Source organism: Pseudomonas tensinigenes, from assembly GCF_014268445.2.
GTDB lineage: Bacteria > Pseudomonadota > Gammaproteobacteria > Pseudomonadales > Pseudomonadaceae > Aquipseudomonas > Aquipseudomonas tensinigenes.
This window is the reverse complement of record NZ_CP077089.1, coordinates 5,316,568-5,332,363: the sequence shown is the minus strand read 5'-3', so window position 1 is coordinate 5,332,363 and position 15,796 is coordinate 5,316,568. Positions and strand designations below refer to the sequence as shown.

12 protein-coding genes are annotated in these 15,796 nt (G+C 59.8%); 8 read left to right on the top strand and 4 right to left on the bottom strand.

What is annotated here, in order from left to right; genetic code table 11:
- Positions 1 to 80: 80 nt before the first annotated feature.
- From HU718_RS23700 to gap, 4 genes are all read right to left on the bottom strand, one after another.
- Positions 81 to 2,666, bottom strand: coding sequence for a TonB-dependent receptor (locus tag HU718_RS23700; protein ID WP_186614510.1), 2,586 nt, complete (start codon positions 2,664 to 2,666; stop codon positions 81 to 83).
- A 121-nt stretch (positions 2,667 to 2,787) separates the two neighbouring features.
- Positions 2,788 to 3,753 (bottom strand): FecR family protein, encoded by a 966-nt coding sequence (locus HU718_RS23695; RefSeq protein ID WP_150730546.1) that lies wholly within the window; start codon positions 3,751 to 3,753, stop codon positions 2,788 to 2,790.
- 101 nt (positions 3,754 to 3,854) lie between these two features.
- On the bottom strand, positions 3,855 to 4,382 hold the full coding sequence (locus tag HU718_RS23690) for an RNA polymerase sigma factor (RefSeq protein WP_127929500.1): 528 nt from the start codon (positions 4,380 to 4,382) through the stop codon (positions 3,855 to 3,857).
- A gap of 198 nt (positions 4,383 to 4,580) precedes the next feature.
- A complete protein-coding gene (gene gap / locus HU718_RS23685) occupies positions 4,581 to 5,582 on the bottom strand; it encodes a type I glyceraldehyde-3-phosphate dehydrogenase (protein ID WP_034153396.1) in 1,002 nt (333 codons plus the stop codon).
- 220 nt (positions 5,583 to 5,802) lie between these two features.
- Between gap and edd the strand changes: the two genes are divergently transcribed.
- The 8 genes from edd (at position 5,803) to HU718_RS23645 (ending at position 15,794) form a co-directional block, all read left to right on the top strand.
- Positions 5,803 to 7,629, top strand: coding sequence for a phosphogluconate dehydratase (gene edd, locus HU718_RS23680; RefSeq protein ID WP_007917882.1), 1,827 nt, complete (start codon positions 5,803 to 5,805; stop codon positions 7,627 to 7,629).
- Complete coding sequence (locus HU718_RS23675) at positions 7,626 to 8,585, top strand: glucokinase (RefSeq protein ID WP_186614512.1); 960 nt, start codon at positions 7,626 to 7,628, stop codon at positions 8,583 to 8,585. The genes edd and HU718_RS23675 overlap by 4 nt, the downstream gene beginning before the upstream one ends.
- A gap of 179 nt (positions 8,586 to 8,764) precedes the next feature.
- Positions 8,765 to 9,496 (top strand): response regulator, encoded by a 732-nt coding sequence (locus HU718_RS23670; RefSeq protein ID WP_102900192.1) that lies wholly within the window; start codon positions 8,765 to 8,767, stop codon positions 9,494 to 9,496.
- Positions 9,486 to 10,955 (top strand): ATP-binding protein, encoded by a 1,470-nt coding sequence (locus HU718_RS23665; protein ID WP_095121285.1) that lies wholly within the window; start codon positions 9,486 to 9,488, stop codon positions 10,953 to 10,955. Before HU718_RS23670 ends, HU718_RS23665 begins: the two co-directional genes overlap by 11 nt.
- A 294-nt stretch (positions 10,956 to 11,249) precedes the next feature.
- Positions 11,250 to 12,509, top strand: coding sequence for a D-mannose isomerase (locus tag HU718_RS23660; protein WP_186614514.1), 1,260 nt, complete (start codon positions 11,250 to 11,252; stop codon positions 12,507 to 12,509).
- A 119-nt stretch (positions 12,510 to 12,628) separates the two neighbouring features.
- Complete coding sequence (locus tag HU718_RS23655; protein WP_095121282.1) at positions 12,629 to 13,930, top strand: ABC transporter substrate-binding protein; 1,302 nt, start codon at positions 12,629 to 12,631, stop codon at positions 13,928 to 13,930.
- Between the two features lie 117 nt (positions 13,931 to 14,047).
- Positions 14,048 to 14,956, top strand: a complete 909-nt coding sequence (locus tag HU718_RS23650) for a carbohydrate ABC transporter permease (protein ID WP_007917874.1) — start codon at positions 14,048 to 14,050, stop codon at positions 14,954 to 14,956.
- Positions 14,949 to 15,794, top strand: a complete 846-nt coding sequence (locus tag HU718_RS23645; protein ID WP_007917872.1) for a carbohydrate ABC transporter permease — start codon at positions 14,949 to 14,951, stop codon at positions 15,792 to 15,794. The genes HU718_RS23650 and HU718_RS23645 overlap by 8 nt, the downstream gene beginning before the upstream one ends.
- Positions 15,795 to 15,796 lie beyond the last annotated feature (2 nt).

The following is a 15,796-nucleotide window of genomic DNA, read 5'->3' as shown; positions in this document are numbered from 1 at the left end:
AACGAGACGAACAAGGCGACGTGCAAGCGTAAAAAAACTCACTGCGCAGTGCCTGAACACGCGCAGTGAGGTTGGCCGGATCAGATGTCCCAGATCAGATTGATCGCGAAGTTGCGGCCCGGTTGGGTCAGGCGATCGAGGTTGGCCGGCTGCGTCACCGAAGCTTCGCCGACGCTGTCGTAACCGCGCACGTCATCCCACAGCCAGTATTTCTTGTCGGTCAGGTTGTAGATGCCGCCGCTGACGGTGACGTCGTCGGTGACTTTGTAATAACCGGCCAGATCAAGAATGCCGAAGCCCGGGGTTTTGAACTGGCTGCTGACGCCATCCGGCGACTTGAAGTTGCTGTCGTCGACGCGATCCTTTTTCTTCACCACAGTCCAGCTCAGCAGACCGCCGTAATTGTCCTGGTCGTAACCCAGACCGAACACGCCGGTCAGCGGGTTGACGCTGTTGATCGGCTCGCCGTTGTCGTTGTTGCGACCGTAGGCGTAGGCGATAGAACCTTGGGTGTAGAGGCCTTGCGGCGCGCCGAACGCATCCAGATTCAGGCGACCTTTGACTTCCGCGCCCTTGATGGTGGCGTGCTTGATGTTGGCCGACTGGAAGGTCAGTTCGTTGCGGCCCGGGGTCACGGCGTCTTCGTTGATGAAGTCGCGGTACTTGTTATAGAACAACGCCACATCGAACGAGCCTTGCTCGAAGTTGCCGCGCAGACCGGTTTCATAGCTTTTGCTTTTCTCAGGTTCCAGGTCCGGGTTCGGCGCCACGCTGTAGCCGGTGGTGGTGTTTTCGAAGCGGCCGTACAAAGCTTTCGCGGTCGGTGTGCGGAAACCTTCAGCGTACTGACCGTACCAGGTGTAGTTCTCGGTCAGGGCGTAGGTCAGGCCGAATTTCGGCGAGACTTTGTGCCAGGTCTTGTTCTCGTCGCTGACCGTGCCTTGACCGTCAGCCGCCACGGTGTTGAGGAATTCCTGGGTGATGTGTGGCTTGAGCTGGGTGTAGTCGTAGCGCAGGCCCGGCAGGAAGGTCCAGTTGTTCCAGCTGATCTGATCCTGAGCAAACACGCTGTAGGTGTTGATGGTCGGGTCCGGGAAATCGGTGGCCTTGGCCAACACGTCAGCGGTACTAGTCGCACCGATGGCGGTGCAGCCACGACCGACCGCCAGGCAGGTGCCGTCGCCGCTGCGCGAACCGGTGACCTTCTGCTGTTTGATGGTAGTGCCGTAAGTCAGCACGTGATCGGTGTCGCCGATGGCGAACGCCTTGTCCAGTTGCGCATCGAACACCCACTGCTTTTCTTCGTAAATGGTGTCGCGAGTACGCAGCACTTTACGGGTGATCGGGTAGTAGAACTCGGTAGTGCTCTGGTCGGTCTTGGCGATCTGGTGGTTGAGGCTCCACTTCACGTTGTCGACCAGCAGGCTGTCGAGGGCGAACGAGTGCTCGATGCCGATACGTTCACGGGTGATGGTGTCGTTGCCGGTGCGCCACTGGTACATGCCGCCGGGCAACACGCTGTTCGGAATGGTCGGGGCGCCGTTGAAGTACGGGCCGCCGTAGGCACTTTTCTGATCGGTGTCGCGATCATCCTTGTACTTTTCGTAGGTCAGGCCCAGGCGCGAATCTTCGTTGTAGTTCCAGCCGATCTTTGCCAGCACGTTGTAGGCGTTGACGTCTTCCGGGTTGGCGGCGGTGCGCTCAAGGCCAGTGCCATTGTTGCTGCCGTAGGAATCGGTTTCGTGACCGTCACGTTGGCTGTAGTGCAGCAAACCGTCGAACTGATCGGCGCGACCGGCCACGGTGGCGGATTTCAGCCAGCTGTCATCGGCGGAGCTGTAACCGCTTTTCAGACGCGCGCCGACGTCTTTGCCCGGCTTGATGATGTCGTCGGCATCGAGGGTGTAATAGCTGACGGCGCCGCCGATGGCGTTGCTGCCGTACAGCACCGAGGCCGGGCCACGGAGAATTTCCACGCGTTTGACGATTTCCGGATCGACGTAGTTGCGCTGGGTCTTGGCGTACGGGCCGTTGAAGAAACCGTCCGGCACTTCGACGCCGTCGACCTGGGTCAGGATGCGGTCGCCGTCGATGCCGCGAATGTTATAGCCGCTGATACCGCCACGCTGACCGGCGCCGCCCACGGAAACACCCGGCTCATAACGCACCAGATCCTTGATGGTGTTGACGTTGTTGCGGTCCAGATCCTGACGGGTCTGCACGGTGACAGTGGCCGGCACGCTGTTGACCGACTGCTCCTGACGGGTGGCGCTGATGGTCACCTGATCCAGATTGAGCGTGCCGCTGGCGTTGCGCTTTTCCAGTACGACGTTGTTATTGCTGATTTTGCGGAAGCTCAGGTTGGTCCCCACCAACAGACGCTCCAGGGCTTTTTCCGGGGGCAGCGAGCCACGCACGCCCGGCGACGACACGCCCTGACCCAATTCTGCCGGCAAGCCGACCTGCCAACCGGTCACGGCGGTGAAGGCATTGAGTGCCGACACCAGCGGCTGCTGGCCGATGGCGAACGAGTAATCGCCCATGTTGCGTGTCGGTTGCTCGGTGGCCGCCATCAGCGGCGCAGTGCCGGCCATCAGGATGGCCGCGGTCAGCAGCGACAATACGCGGGAAGGGGAGGAAGTCTGGCGGGTAAGGCGTGAGGACATCGATAGCGCTCCGTGTCGCACGAATCTTTATAGGTGCTGATTGACTCGCGTGTTGCGAATCAATTGCATTGGCTATAACGAGACGTACTGACGTTGGCTATCGAGTAAAAATAATTCTCATTTAGTTCAGGATGACCAGGGCGGGGAATTCTTTCAGTTGCGCCGAGGTGATCTGAGCGAGGGAACGAACCACGTCGAGCGGCTGGTCGAGACGGTAATTGCCGGTCACGGCGACGTCGGCCAACTGCTCGTTGTTGTTGATGATCCAGCCCGGGTAGTAACGGCGCAATTCGGCCAGCACCTGATTCAGCGGGCAGTTCTCGAACACCAGTCGGCCCTGCACCCACGCCAGATCGGTGTTGGCGTCGAGTTTGGCCGGGCGGTCGAAACCGTTGGGGCCGATGCGGATGCTCTCACCGGCAGTCAGACGCACGCGGGCGTCGTTGTGCGTGGCGCGCAAATCGACGTCGCCGCGCTGCACATTGACCTGCGCGACGCCATCGAGATAACGCACGGCGAACGCGGTATCGCGCACGCTGGCAGTGACTGGCCCGGCATCGATTTCCAGCGGTTGACTGCGCCCGCTGGCAATTTCGAAAAACGCCTCGCCCTGAAACAACCGGGCAACGCGCTGCTGATCGTTGATGGTGCTGGAAAATGCCGAATTGGTATTGAGCAGGACTTTCGAGCCGTCTTCCAATTGCAGGCGCTGACGCTCGCCGACCACCGTCAGATGATCGGCCTGAATGCGCATCGGCAAATTGCTGAAACTGAACAGACCGAGTACCAGCACGGCGGCGGTGGCCAGCGGTTTCCAGTGCGGACGCAGACGCTTGAGGACGGTGACTTTCGCAGGTTTCGCCGCCAGGCTTTGCGCACACAGGGCGACTTGCGGGCCGTCCCAGATCGCTTGGGCCTTGGCGAACGCTTCGGCATTCAACGGATCGGCCGCCAGCCAGGCATGGAACTGCCGGGTCTGCTCCTCGTCCGGGCTGCCGAGCACGATGAGCCAGTCCAAAGCCTGGTCCATTGCGTTTGCAGCGTCCTGCACCGAATCCGGCGAAGGCGAGCGGTGGGTGTCCGTCACGGTGTTTCCTCGGGCTTCTGGCGAAGCAGTTTCTAGCGTCAAGCTGCAAGCTGCAAGCCAGATGCGTGTACTGCTTTTCGTTTTTACTTGGAGCTTGAAGCTTACAGCTTGCCGCTGCTGTCGTGTCGTTCAGCGACACCGATGCAAATGGTCATGATCAGCTTCAGTTCTTTCTGCACGGTGCTGAGGGAAACATTCAGTTCATCAGCGATTTCCTGATAACTGTTCCCGTGCAAACGGCTGAGAATGAAAATCTGCTGCTGGCGGGGGCTGAGTTGACTGAGGCTCACGTTCAGGCGCTCCAGCATCTGTTCGGCGTGGGCGGCATCTTCGGCGCTGCTGGCGGGGGCGGCGACGCTGTGCACGACATCCTGCGGCACATCATCGACCATGGTTCGCGAATGGATCTTGCGCGCACGCAAATGATCCAGCGCCAGATTGCGCGCGGTCTGGAAGACAAAAGGTTCGAGGTGATCAATGGCCCGCTCGCTCAACGCCCGCGTCACGCGCAGGTAGGTCTCCTGCAGCAGGTCTTCAGCGGTGCTGTGATTGTTGACCATCCGTTCCAGCGTACGCAGCAAGGAGGTGCGCTGGGTGAGGAAGACGTGGTTGAAGCGCGATTGACTCACGGGAAGACCTGATCCATTTCGAGCGAATGATAATGCTTATCATCTGGTCGAATGGTCAAGCCCTGATTTGAATAGAACGAAAAACCTTGTGGGAGCGAGCCTGCTCGCGAAAGCGGTGTATCAGCCAACATAAATGTTGAATGACACATCGTATTCGCGAGCAGGCTCGCTCCCACAGGGATAGGGGATTACTTGAGATTACTCGGCGTTACACAACGCCAGGCAGTTATCCAGCATGCGGTTGGAGAAGCCCCACTCGTTGTCATACCAGGCCAGCACTTTCAGCAGTTTGCCGCTGGATTTGGTGTGGTTGGCATCGAAAATCGACGACAGCGGGTTATGGTTGAAGTCGCTGGATACCAGCGGCAGAGTGTTGAAACCGAGAATCTTCGAGTGTTGGCTGGCGGCTTTCATCAGCGCGTTGACTTCTTCGGCGCTGGCTTCTTTCTTCAGTTGTACGGTCAGGTCCACCAGCGACACATTGATCACCGGCACGCGCACGGCCATGCCGGTCAGTTTGCCCGCCAGTTCCGGCAGCACCAGGCCCACCGCTTCAGCGGCGCCGGTCTTGCTCGGAATCATGTTCTGCGTGGCCGAACGCGCGCGGTACGGGTCGGTGTGATAGACGTCGGTGAGGTTCTGATCGTTGGTGTAGGCATGAATGGTGGTCATCAAGCCGCTTTCAATCCCCAGTTCACGGTGCAGCACTTGTGCCACCGGTGCCAGGCAGTTGGTGGTGCACGAAGCGTTGGAGATGATCTGGTGCGACTGGCGCAGAATGTCGTGGTTCACACCGTAAACAACGGTGGCGTCGGCACCTTTGGCCGGAGCGGAGATGATCACTTTGCGCGCGCCGGCAGTAATATGCGCGGCCGCTTTGGCGCGATCGGTAAAGAGACCGGTGCATTCGAACACCACATCAATCTTTTCCGCCGCCCATGGCAATTCGGCCGGGTTGCGAATCGCGCTGACCGCAATGCGGTCGCCGTTGACGGTCAGACTTTCATTGTCATGCTCGACTTGCGCGTCGAACGTGCCGTGAACGGTGTCGTATTTGAGCAGATGAGCATTGATCGAGCTGTCGCCGAGATCGTTGATGGCGACGATCTGCAAATCCTGTCGATAGCCTTGGGTATACAGTGCGCGCAGGACATTACGGCCGATGCGGCCAAAACCATTGATTGCGATTCGAAGAGTCATGGAACAGCGCCGCCGTCGTTTTGTTGTTGGAATTACAAGATTATTCGCATAAAAATAGAAAACAAGCCTTTTTAGTGGCAATATTTTGTTTTATCTACAACGAGTGACCTGAATCAACTGGTCCGAATGGTCAAAAAAGCCGTCTGTCATTCCAACAACAACGGCGTTTGATCAGCATAGACAATCAGGTCGCCACATCCGTTAGCCTGGAGTTCTACACATGCATCCCCGCGTCCTTGAGGTCACCGAACGGCTTATCGCCCGCAGCCGCGCCACGCGTCAGGCTTACCTTGCACTGATTCGCGGCGCCGCCACCGACGGGCCGATGCGCGGCAAGCTGCAATGCGCCAACTTCGCCCATGGCGTGGCCGGTTGCGGCAGCGAAGACAAGCACAGCCTGCGGATGATGAACTCGGCGAACATCGCCATTGTTTCTTCGTATAACGACATGCTTTCGGCGCACCAGCCGTACGAAGTTTTCCCGGAACAGATCAAGAACGCCCTGCGCGAAATCGGCTCGGTCGGCCAGTTTGCTGGCGGCACGCCGGCGATGTGCGACGGCGTGACCCAAGGCGAGCCGGGCATGGAACTGAGCCTGCCGAGCCGCGAAGTGATCGCCATGTCGACTGCCGTGGCGCTGTCGCACAACATGTTCGACGGCGCGCTGATGCTCGGCATCTGCGACAAGATCGTCCCGGGCCTGATGATGGGCTCGCTGCGTTTCGGTCACCTGCCGACGATCTTCGTCCCGGGCGGGCCGATGGTCTCGGGGATTTCCAACAAGGAAAAAGCCGACGTGCGCCAGAAGTACGCTGAAGGCAAAGCGACCCGCGAAGAGCTGCTGGAATCGGAGATGAAGTCCTACCACAGCCCGGGCACCTGCACCTTCTACGGCACCGCCAACACCAACCAGTTGCTGATGGAAGTCATGGGCCTGCACTTGCCGGGCGCCTCGTTCGTCAACCCGAATACGCCGCTGCGTGATGCGCTGACCCGCGAAGCCGCGCATCAAGTCACGCGCCTGACCAAACAGAACGGCAACTTCATGCCGATCGGCGAAATCGTCGACGAGAAGTCGCTGGTCAACTCCATTGTTGCGCTGCACGCCACCGGCGGCTCGACCAACCACACCTTGCACATGCCAGCCATCGCCATGGCCGCGGGTATTCAACTGACCTGGCAAGACATGGCCGACCTCTCCGAAGTCGTGCCGACCCTGAGCCACGTCTACCCGAACGGCAAAGCCGACATCAACCACTTCCAGGCAGCGGGCGGTATGTCGTTCCTGATCCGCGAACTGCTTGGCGCCGGTCTGCTGCACGAAGACGTCAACACCGTGCTTGGCCACGGCTTGAGCAAATACACCAAAGAGCCGTTCCTTGATAACGGTGAACTGGTCTGGCGTGAAGGTCCGGTCGACAGCCTCGACGAAAACATCCTGCGCCCGGTCGCCCGTGCATTCTCGGCAGAGGGTGGTTTGCGCGTGATGGAAGGCAACCTCGGTCGCGGTGTGATGAAGGTGTCCGCCGTCGCCCTGGAAAACCAGATCGTCGAAGCGCCAGCGATGGTGTTCCAGGATCAACAAGATCTGGCCGACGCGTTCAAGGCCGGCCTGCTGGAAAAAGATTTTGTCGCGGTGATGCGCTTCCAGGGGCCGCGTTCCAACGGCATGCCCGAGCTGCACAAGATGACGCCGTTCCTCGGCGTGCTGCAGGATCGTGGCTTCAAAGTCGCCCTGGTAACTGACGGCCGGATGTCCGGCGCCTCGGGGAAAATCCCGGCAGCAATTCACGTCAGCCCGGAAGCTTATGTCGGTGGCGCTTTGGCGCGCGTGCAAGAGGGCGATATCATCCGCGTCGATGGCGTCAAAGGCACCTTGGAACTCAAGGTCGACGCCGCAGAATTTGCAGCGCGCGAACCCGCCAAAGGCCTGTTGGGCAACAACATCGGCAGTGGTCGCGAACTGTTCGGCTTTATGCGTTTGGCCTTCAGCTCGGCGGAGCAGGGCGCCAGCGCCTTCACTTCTGCCCTGGAGACGCTTAATTGAAACTGGCTTTGGTCGGTGACATCGGAGGCACCAACGCGCGGTTTGCGTTGTGGAAAAACCAGCAACTGGAATCGGTTCAGGTGCTGGCCACGGCCGACCACGCCAGCCCGGAAGAGGCGATCAGCCTCTATTTGAGCGGGCTCGGTCTGGCGCCGGGTTCGATCGGTTCGGTGTGCCTGTCAGTGGCCGGCCCGGTCAGTGGTGATGAGTTCAAATTCACCAACAACCACTGGCGCCTGAGTCGCAGCGCGTTCTGCAAAACCTTGCAGGTCGAGCAGTTGTTGTTGGTCAATGACTTCTCGGCGATGGCGTTGGGCATGACCCGTTTGCAGCCGGGCGAATTTCGTGTGGTCTGCGAGGGCACGCCGGAACCGTTGCGTCCTGCCGTGGTGATCGGCCCGGGCACTGGCCTTGGCGTTGGTACCTTGCTGGATCTCGGTGAAGGTCGTTTCGCGGCGTTGCCAGGGGAGGGCGGTCACGTCGATCTGCCGCTGAGCAGCCCGCGTGAAACCCAGTTGTGGCAGCACATCCACAATGAAATCGGCCATGTCAGCGCGGAAACCGCGTTGAGCGGTGGTGGCTTGCCACGGGTTTACCGGGCGATCTGCGCAGTCGATGGGCATGAGCCGACACTCGACACGCCGGAAGCGATTACGGCGGCAGGTCTGGCGGGCGATCCGATTGCGCTGGAAGTGCTGGAGCAGTTCTGCTGCTGGCTCGGCCGTGTGGCCGGCAATAACGTGCTGACTACGGGCGGGCGTGGTGGGGTGTATATCGTTGGCGGTGTGATTCCACGGTTTGCCGATTTCTTCCTCGAAAGCGGTTTCGCCCGCAGCTTTGCTGACAAGGGGTGCATGAGCGATTACTTCAAAGGCATTCCAGTGTGGCTGGTGACAGCGCCGTATTCCGGGCTTGTGGGCGCCGGCGTAGCGCTGGACCAGTCAATCCCGACCTGAAATGCACTCCAATTGTGGGAGCGAGCCTGCTCGCGAAAGCGGTGTGTCAGTCAACAGATCTGTTGAATGTTTAAACCGATTCGCGAGCAGGCTCGCTCCCACAGTGGTTCTGTGGTGTTTGTAAGTTCGATGCTTAAGGCATAATCCGCCCCAATTCCAACAACAAGGATGCCTTCGAAGTGAGCTCAGTCAACAAGTCGATATTGTTGGTCGATGACGACCAGGAAATACGCGAGTTGCTGGAAACCTACCTGACCCGCGCCGGGTTTCAGGTACGGGCCACCGCCGACGGTGCCAGTTTCCGTCAGGCCCTCAACGAGGCGCCGAGCGATCTGGTGATCCTCGATGTCATGCTGCCCGACGAAGACGGCTTCAGCCTGTGCCGTTGGGTGCGTCAGCATCCGCGTCAGGCGCAGGTGCCGATCATCATGCTCACCGCCAGTTCCGACGAAGCCGACCGCGTGATCGGCCTCGAACTCGGCGCTGACGATTACCTCGGCAAACCCTTCAGCCCGCGCGAACTGCAAGCACGCATCAAGGCATTGCTGCGGCGTGCGCAATTCGGCCAGGAGCGCAGCGGCAGTGATGTGCTGGCCTTTGACGAGTGGCGGCTGGACATGGTCAGTCATCGCCTGTTTCACACTGACGGCGAGGAAGTGATTCTCTCCGGCGCCGACTTCGCTCTGCTGAAACTGTTTCTCGATCACCCGCAGGAAATCCTCGACCGCGACACCATCGGCAACGCCACCCGGGGCCGCGATCTGATGCCACTCGATCGCATCGTCGACATGGCCGTCAGCCGTTTGCGCCAGCGTCTGCGCGACACCGAGAAACCGCCACGGCTGATTCGCACCGTACGCGGCAGCGGCTACCAACTGGCAGCCAATGTGGTTGCCAGCAATGGTCACTGATTCGCTGCGTAAACTCGCCGCCAAGGTGCCGGTGCCGCGTTCGCTGCTCGGGCGGATGCTGCTGCTGACCCTGCTCGCGGTGCTGTTTGCGCAGACCTTGTCGAGCGTGATCTGGGTCTCGCAATTGCGCGCCACGCAGCTCGAAGGCCTGGTCACCAGCGCCCGCAGCCTCGCCCATTCAATGACCGCCAGCGTCAGTTACTTCCGCTCTCTGCCGGTGGCTTATCGACCGCTGGTGCTGGATCAATTGCGCAGCATGGGCGGTACCCGATTCGTCGTGACGCTCAACGACAAGCCGCTGGGCATGGACGTACTGCCGGTCACGCCGCGGAAAGCAGCGGTGATGAAAGCGGTCGACGAAGTGCTGCGGCAGACCTTGGGCCATGACACCGATATCTCGGTGACCTTCGTCAGTCCCGAAGACCTGCGCATCTTCAACGCCGGGCTGAAGCTGGATGAATTGCCACGTTCCTGGGCGCATTACGCGCTGACCCTGGAACCGGTGAATCCACCCGTGCTGGTCACGCAGATTCAAATGGCCCCGGGCGAATGGCTGTACATCGCCTCGCTGTTGCCGGAGCCGTACACCAGTCTTGAAGAGCAAGGCCTGCCGTCGCAGCAGGTGTGGTTCATCGTCCTCACCAGCGGATTCCTGCTGCTGTTCATCGGTCTGCTGGTGCACTGGCAGAGTCGGCCGCTCAAGCGTCTGGCGCGGGCAGCGCGAGATTTGTCGCTGGGCGCCGACGTCGAGCCAGTGGCCGAGGGCGGCGGCAGCGAAGTGGTCGAAGTGGGCCGCGCGTTCAACACCATGCGCGAGCGTATCAGCCGTTACCTGACCGAGCGCAGCCAGTTGTTCAGCGCAATTTCCCATGACCTGCGCACACCGATTACGCGTTTGCGTTTGCGCGTCGAATTGCTTGAAGACGAGAAGCTGCAAGCCAAATTCGGCCGCGATCTGGATGAGCTGGAACTGCTGGTCAAAGGCGCGTTGCAATGCGTGAAGGACACCGATATTCACGAGAACATCGAACCGGTGGATCTCAACCATGTGCTTGATTGTCTGGTCGAACCGTACCTGGCGCCGAACGGCAACGGTCGGGTGACTCAGCATGGTCGCGCGTTGGCGGCGTATCCGGGTAAACCTTTGGCGTTGAAGCGCTGTATTGGCAACTTGATCGACAACGCGTTGAAGTATGGGCAGAACGCGCACTTGCATATCGATGACGATGACAGCGCGTTTGTCTTGCACGTTGATGATGAAGGGCCGGGTGTGCCGGAGCAGCGCCTGGAGCAGGTGTTTGAGCCGCACTTCAGATTGGCGGGGCAGCAGCAGGGGTATGGGCTTGGATTAGGCATTGCGCGCAATATTGCCCACAGCCATGGTGGGGAAGTGACGTTGCAGAATCTGCGTGAGGGTGGGTTGCGGGTGACGTTGCAGTTGCCGCGTTCAGCGGATTGAGTCAAAAGCTTTCCCTCACCCTAGCCCTCTCCCAGAGGGAGAGGGGACTGACCGGGGGATGCTGCAGAGATACGCCGACCTGGAAGTCCGGTAGCGAATCCATAATCGACTCGATGTGTCAGGTCGGCGGATAACCCAGCACCACTCGGTCGGCCCCCTCTCCCTCCGGGAGAGGGCTGGGGTGAGGGTCGCTCTTTGTCACCGATTAGTGACAAACCCCGCCCCCTTCGTTACAAGCCCACCCCGGCCCGTTGTTTAGACTGCCCGCAGTCATAACAACAAAAAAGGCCACCCATGGATCTCTTCCAACCCGGCTTCAGCAGTTGGCTGAATGCCCCTGCCCACCAGCAATGGCTCGCCGCCGAAGGCCTGCGTCTGCTGGATTTCGCCAAGGCAGCAAAACTCCCACAAGGCTTCGGCAACCTCGACGAACGCGGCCGTCTGCCAGCGAACGCGCAAGCCGAAACCATGAACACCGCGCGCATGACCCACAGCTTCGCCATGGCCCACATTCAGGGCCTGCCGGGTTTCGCCGAACTGGTCGATCACGGCATCGCCGCCTTGCGCGGGCCGTTGCGTGATGCACTGCACGGCGGCTGGTTCGCGGTCGCCGAACACCGCGATGACAACACCGGCAAGAATGCTTATCTGCATGCCTTTGTCGCACTCGCGGCGAGCTCTGCAGTGATCGCGCAACGTCCCGGCGCGCAAGCGTTGCTCGATGATGCTATCGACATCATCGACACCTATTTCTGGAGCGAAGAAGAGGGCGCCATGCGCGAATTCTTCAATCGCGACTGGAGCGAAGAAGAAGCCTATCGCGGCGCCAACAGCAACATGCACGCCACCGAAGCGTTTCTCGCGCTGGCCGATGTCACTGAAGATCCGCGCTGGCTGGTGCGTGCGCAGCGCATCGTCGAGCGGGTGATCCACGGTCACGCCGCCGGCAACGGTTACATGGTCATCGAGCACTTCGACCGCGACTGGCAGCCGTTGCGCGAATACAACCACGATAATCCTGCCGACGGTTTCCGCCCTTATGGCACCACACCGGGCCACGGTTTCGAATGGGCGCGGCTGCTGCTGCACCTCGAAGCGGCGCGGGTGCAGGCCGGCATGCTCACGCCCGGTTGGCTCGCGACCGATGCGCAGAAACTGTTCGAGAACAACTGCCGCAACGGTTGGGACGTCGATGGTTTGCCGGGCATCATTTACACCCTCGACTGGGACAACAAAGCGGTAGTTCGCCACCGCTTGCATTGGACTCACGCTGAAGCCAGCGCTGCTGCGAGCGCGTTGCTAAAGCGCACCGGCGATGCGCAATACGAAAGCTGGTACCGACTGTTCTGGGAATTCTGCGAAGTGAATTTCATCGACCGTTGCGACGGCAGTTGGCACCACGAACTCAACCCGCAAAACATCCCCAGCGCCGATATCTGGCCGGGCAAACCCGATCTGTATCACGCCTGGCAAGCCGTGCTGATTCCGCGTCTACCCTTGTCACCCAGTATGGCGACTGCGCTGGCACAGTTATCCCAGAGCAGTCCTGTGTAACCATGTGGTGACATTCGCGCGTCCCTTCGTTACCTGCGAGGGGAAACGTCCTGTTTAAACTCCTGTGCAGCGCAAGCACCAGACTTGCAATGCATAACAACAAGAAAGGTACATCTCAGATGAATGCGATTTCTCGCCTCGCTACTGTCATTTCTGTCGCCTCCCTGTTCCCGCTCGCAATTCTGCCTCTCAGTGTTTCCGCTGCCGAATCCAAAGGTTCGGTCGAAGTCGTGCACTGGTGGACGTCCGGTGGCGAAAAAGCTGCCGTTGATGTGCTCAAGGCGCAAGTCGAAAAAGACGGTTTCACCTGGAAAGACGGCGCTGTCGCCGGCGGTGGCGGTGCGACTGCCATGACCGTGCTGAAAAGCCGTGCCGTTGCCGGCAACCCGCCTGGCGTCGCTCAGATCAAAGGTCCGGACATCCAGGAATGGGCGTCGACCGGCCTGCTCGACACCGACGTTTTGAAAGACGTCGCCAAGTCGGAAAAGTGGGACAGCCTGCTCGACAAGAAAGTCTCCGATACCGTGAAGTACGACGGTGATTACGTGGCCGTGCCGGTGAACATTCACCGGGTGAACTGGCTGTGGATCAACCCGGAAGTGTTCAAGAAAGCCGGGATCACCAAGAACCCGACCACCCTCGAAGAATTCTATGCCGCTGGCGACAAGCTGAAAGCTGCGGGCTTCATTCCGCTGGCTCACGGCGGTCAGCCTTGGCAGGACAGCACCGTGTTCGAAGCCGTCGTGCTTTCGGTCATGGGTGTCGATGGTTACAAAAAAGCCCTGGTTGATCTGGACAACGCCGCGCTGACTGGCCCGGAAATGGTCAAGGCGCTGACCGAGCTGAAGAAAGTCGCGACCTACATGGACGCCGACGGCAAAGGTCAGGACTGGAACCTGGAAGCGGCCAAGGTCATCAACGGCAAGGCCGGCATGCAGATCATGGGTGACTGGGCCAAGTCCGAATGGACCGCTGCCAAGAAAGTCGCTGGCAAGGACTACGAGTGCGTAGCTTTCCCGGGCACCGACAAGGCGTTCACCTACAACATCGACTCGCTGGCCGTGTTCAAGCAGAAGGACGCAGGCACTGCGGCCGGTCAGCAGGACATCGCCAAAGTCGTGTTGGGTGAGAACTTCCAGAAAGTCTTCAGCATCAACAAAGGCTCGATCCCGGTGCGTAACGACATGTTGAACAACATGGAGAAACTCGGTTTCGACTCCTGCGCCCAGACTGCTGCCAAGGACTTCCTGGCGGACGCCAAATCCGGTGGCCTGCAGCCAAGCATGGCGCACAACATGGCGACCACGCTGGCGGTGCAAGGCGCGTTCTTTGATGTCGTGACCAACTACATCAACGACCCGAAAGCCGACCCGGCCGACACCGCCAAGAAACTTGGCGCAGCGATCAAGTCGTCCAAATAAGCCGTAACGGCAAGCTGCGAGCCGCAAGCCGCAAGCTACAAGCTACAAGCTTGAGCTCTATCGGTCTTGCAGCTTGCAGCTTGTAGCTGTTCTTCACTTTTTTTGATGGATTTCCCCATGAGTTCTGTTGCTGTGTTCAGCAAGGCCTCGCCGTTCGATGCATTGCAGCGCTGGCTACCAAAACTGGTGCTGGCGCCGAGCATGTTCATCGTGCTGGTGGGCTTCTATGGCTACATCCTGTGGACGTTCGTGCTGTCGTTCACCACCTCGACGTTCCTGCCCAACTACAAGTGGGCCGGTCTGGCGCAATACGCGCGGTTGTTCGACAACGATCGCTGGTGGGTCGCGAGCAAAAACCTCGCGGTGTTCGGCGGCATGTTCATCGGCATCACCTTGGTGATTGGCGTGTTGCTTGCGGTGTTTCTCGACCAGCGCATCCGTCGCGAAGGCTTTATCCGCACCATTTACCTGTACCCGATGGCGCTCTCGATGATCGTCACCGGTACCGCGTGGAAATGGCTGCTCAACCCGGGCATGGGCCTGGACAAATTGTTGCGTGACTGGGGCTGGGAAGGCTTCCGTCTCGACTGGCTGATCGACCCGGATCGCGTGGTTTACTGCCTGGTGATCGCCGCTGTGTGGCAAGCCTCGGGCTTCATCATGGCGATGTTCCTTGCCGGCCTGCGTGGCGTTGATCAATCGATCATCCGTGCCGCGCAGATCGATGGCGCGAGCATGCCGACGATCTACTGGAAAGTGGTGCTGCCAAGCCTGCGTCCGGTGTTCTTCAGTGCAGTGATGATTCTGGCGCACATCGCGATCAAGAGCTTCGACCTGGTCGCGGCGATGACTGCCGGTGGTCCGGGTTATTCCTCCGACCTGCCCGCGATGTTCATGTATTCCTTCACCTTCAGTCGCGGCCAGATGGGCATGGGCTCGGCCAGTGCGATTCTGATGCTCGGTGCGATCCTCGCGATCATCGTGCCTTACCTGTATTCCGAGCTGAGGACCAAGCGCAATGACTAGTCTCGCTGCCAAACCTGCTATCAGCCTGAGTCGCATCGCGATCTACGCGGTGTTGATCCTCGCCGTACTGCTTTACCTGGTGCCGCTGGTGGTCATGTTGCTGACCAGCTTCAAGACCCCGGAAGACATCAGCACCGGCAACCTGTTGAGCTGGCCGACCGTGGTCAGCGGCATCGGCTGGGTCAAGGCCTGGGCCACGGTTGACGGTTACTTCTGGAACTCGATCAAGATCACCGTTCCGGCCGTGATCATCTCCACCGCCATCGGTGCGTTGAATGGTTACGTGCTGTCGTTCTGGCGCTTCCGCGGTTCGCAGTTGTTCTTCGGCCTGCTGTTGTTCGGCTGCTTCCTGCCGTTCCAGACCGTGCTGCTGCCGGCCTCGTTCACCCTCGGCAAGATGGGCCTGGCGAGCACCACCACCGGCCTGGTGTTTATCCATGTGGTTTACGGCCTGGCGTTCACCACGCTGTTCTTCCGTAACTACTACGTGAGCATTCCGGATGCGCTGGTCAAAGCTGCACGTCTGGACGGTGCGGGTTTCTTCACGATTTTCCGCCGGATCATTCTGCCGATGTCGACGCCGATCATCATGGTCTGCCTGATCTGGCAGTTCACCCAGATCTGGAACGACTTCCTGTTCGGTGTGGTGTTCTCCAGCGGTGATTCGCAACCGATCACGGTGGCGCTGAACAACCTGGTCAACACCAGCACCGGCGCCAAGGAATACAACGTTGATATGGCAGCGGCGATGATCGCCGGCCTGCCGACCCTGCTGGTCTATGTGGTCGCAGGCAAGTATTTCGTGCGCGGGCTGACGGCCGGCGCGGTCAAGGGGTAATC

What these genes read in the sequence shown, in the direction of transcription:
- HU718_RS23700 (WP_186614510.1), bottom strand. Translation starts at nt 2,666, where the DNA reads ATGTCCTCACGCCTTACCCGCCAGACTTCCTCCCCTTCCCGCGTATTG.
- edd (WP_007917882.1), top strand. Translation starts at nt 5,803, where the DNA reads ATGCATCCCCGCGTCCTTGAGGTCACCGAACGGCTTATCGCCCGCAGC.
- HU718_RS23655 (WP_095121282.1), top strand. Translation starts at nt 12,629, where the DNA reads ATGAATGCGATTTCTCGCCTCGCTACTGTCATTTCTGTCGCCTCCCTG.
- HU718_RS23665 (WP_095121285.1), top strand. Translation starts at nt 9,486, where the DNA reads ATGGTCACTGATTCGCTGCGTAAACTCGCCGCCAAGGTGCCGGTGCCG.
- gap (WP_034153396.1), bottom strand. Translation starts at nt 5,582, where the DNA reads ATGACTCTTCGAATCGCAATCAATGGTTTTGGCCGCATCGGCCGTAAT.
- HU718_RS23660 (WP_186614514.1), top strand. Translation starts at nt 11,250, where the DNA reads ATGGATCTCTTCCAACCCGGCTTCAGCAGTTGGCTGAATGCCCCTGCC.
- HU718_RS23650 (WP_007917874.1), top strand. Translation starts at nt 14,048, where the DNA reads ATGAGTTCTGTTGCTGTGTTCAGCAAGGCCTCGCCGTTCGATGCATTG.
- HU718_RS23645 (WP_007917872.1), top strand. Translation starts at nt 14,949, where the DNA reads ATGACTAGTCTCGCTGCCAAACCTGCTATCAGCCTGAGTCGCATCGCG.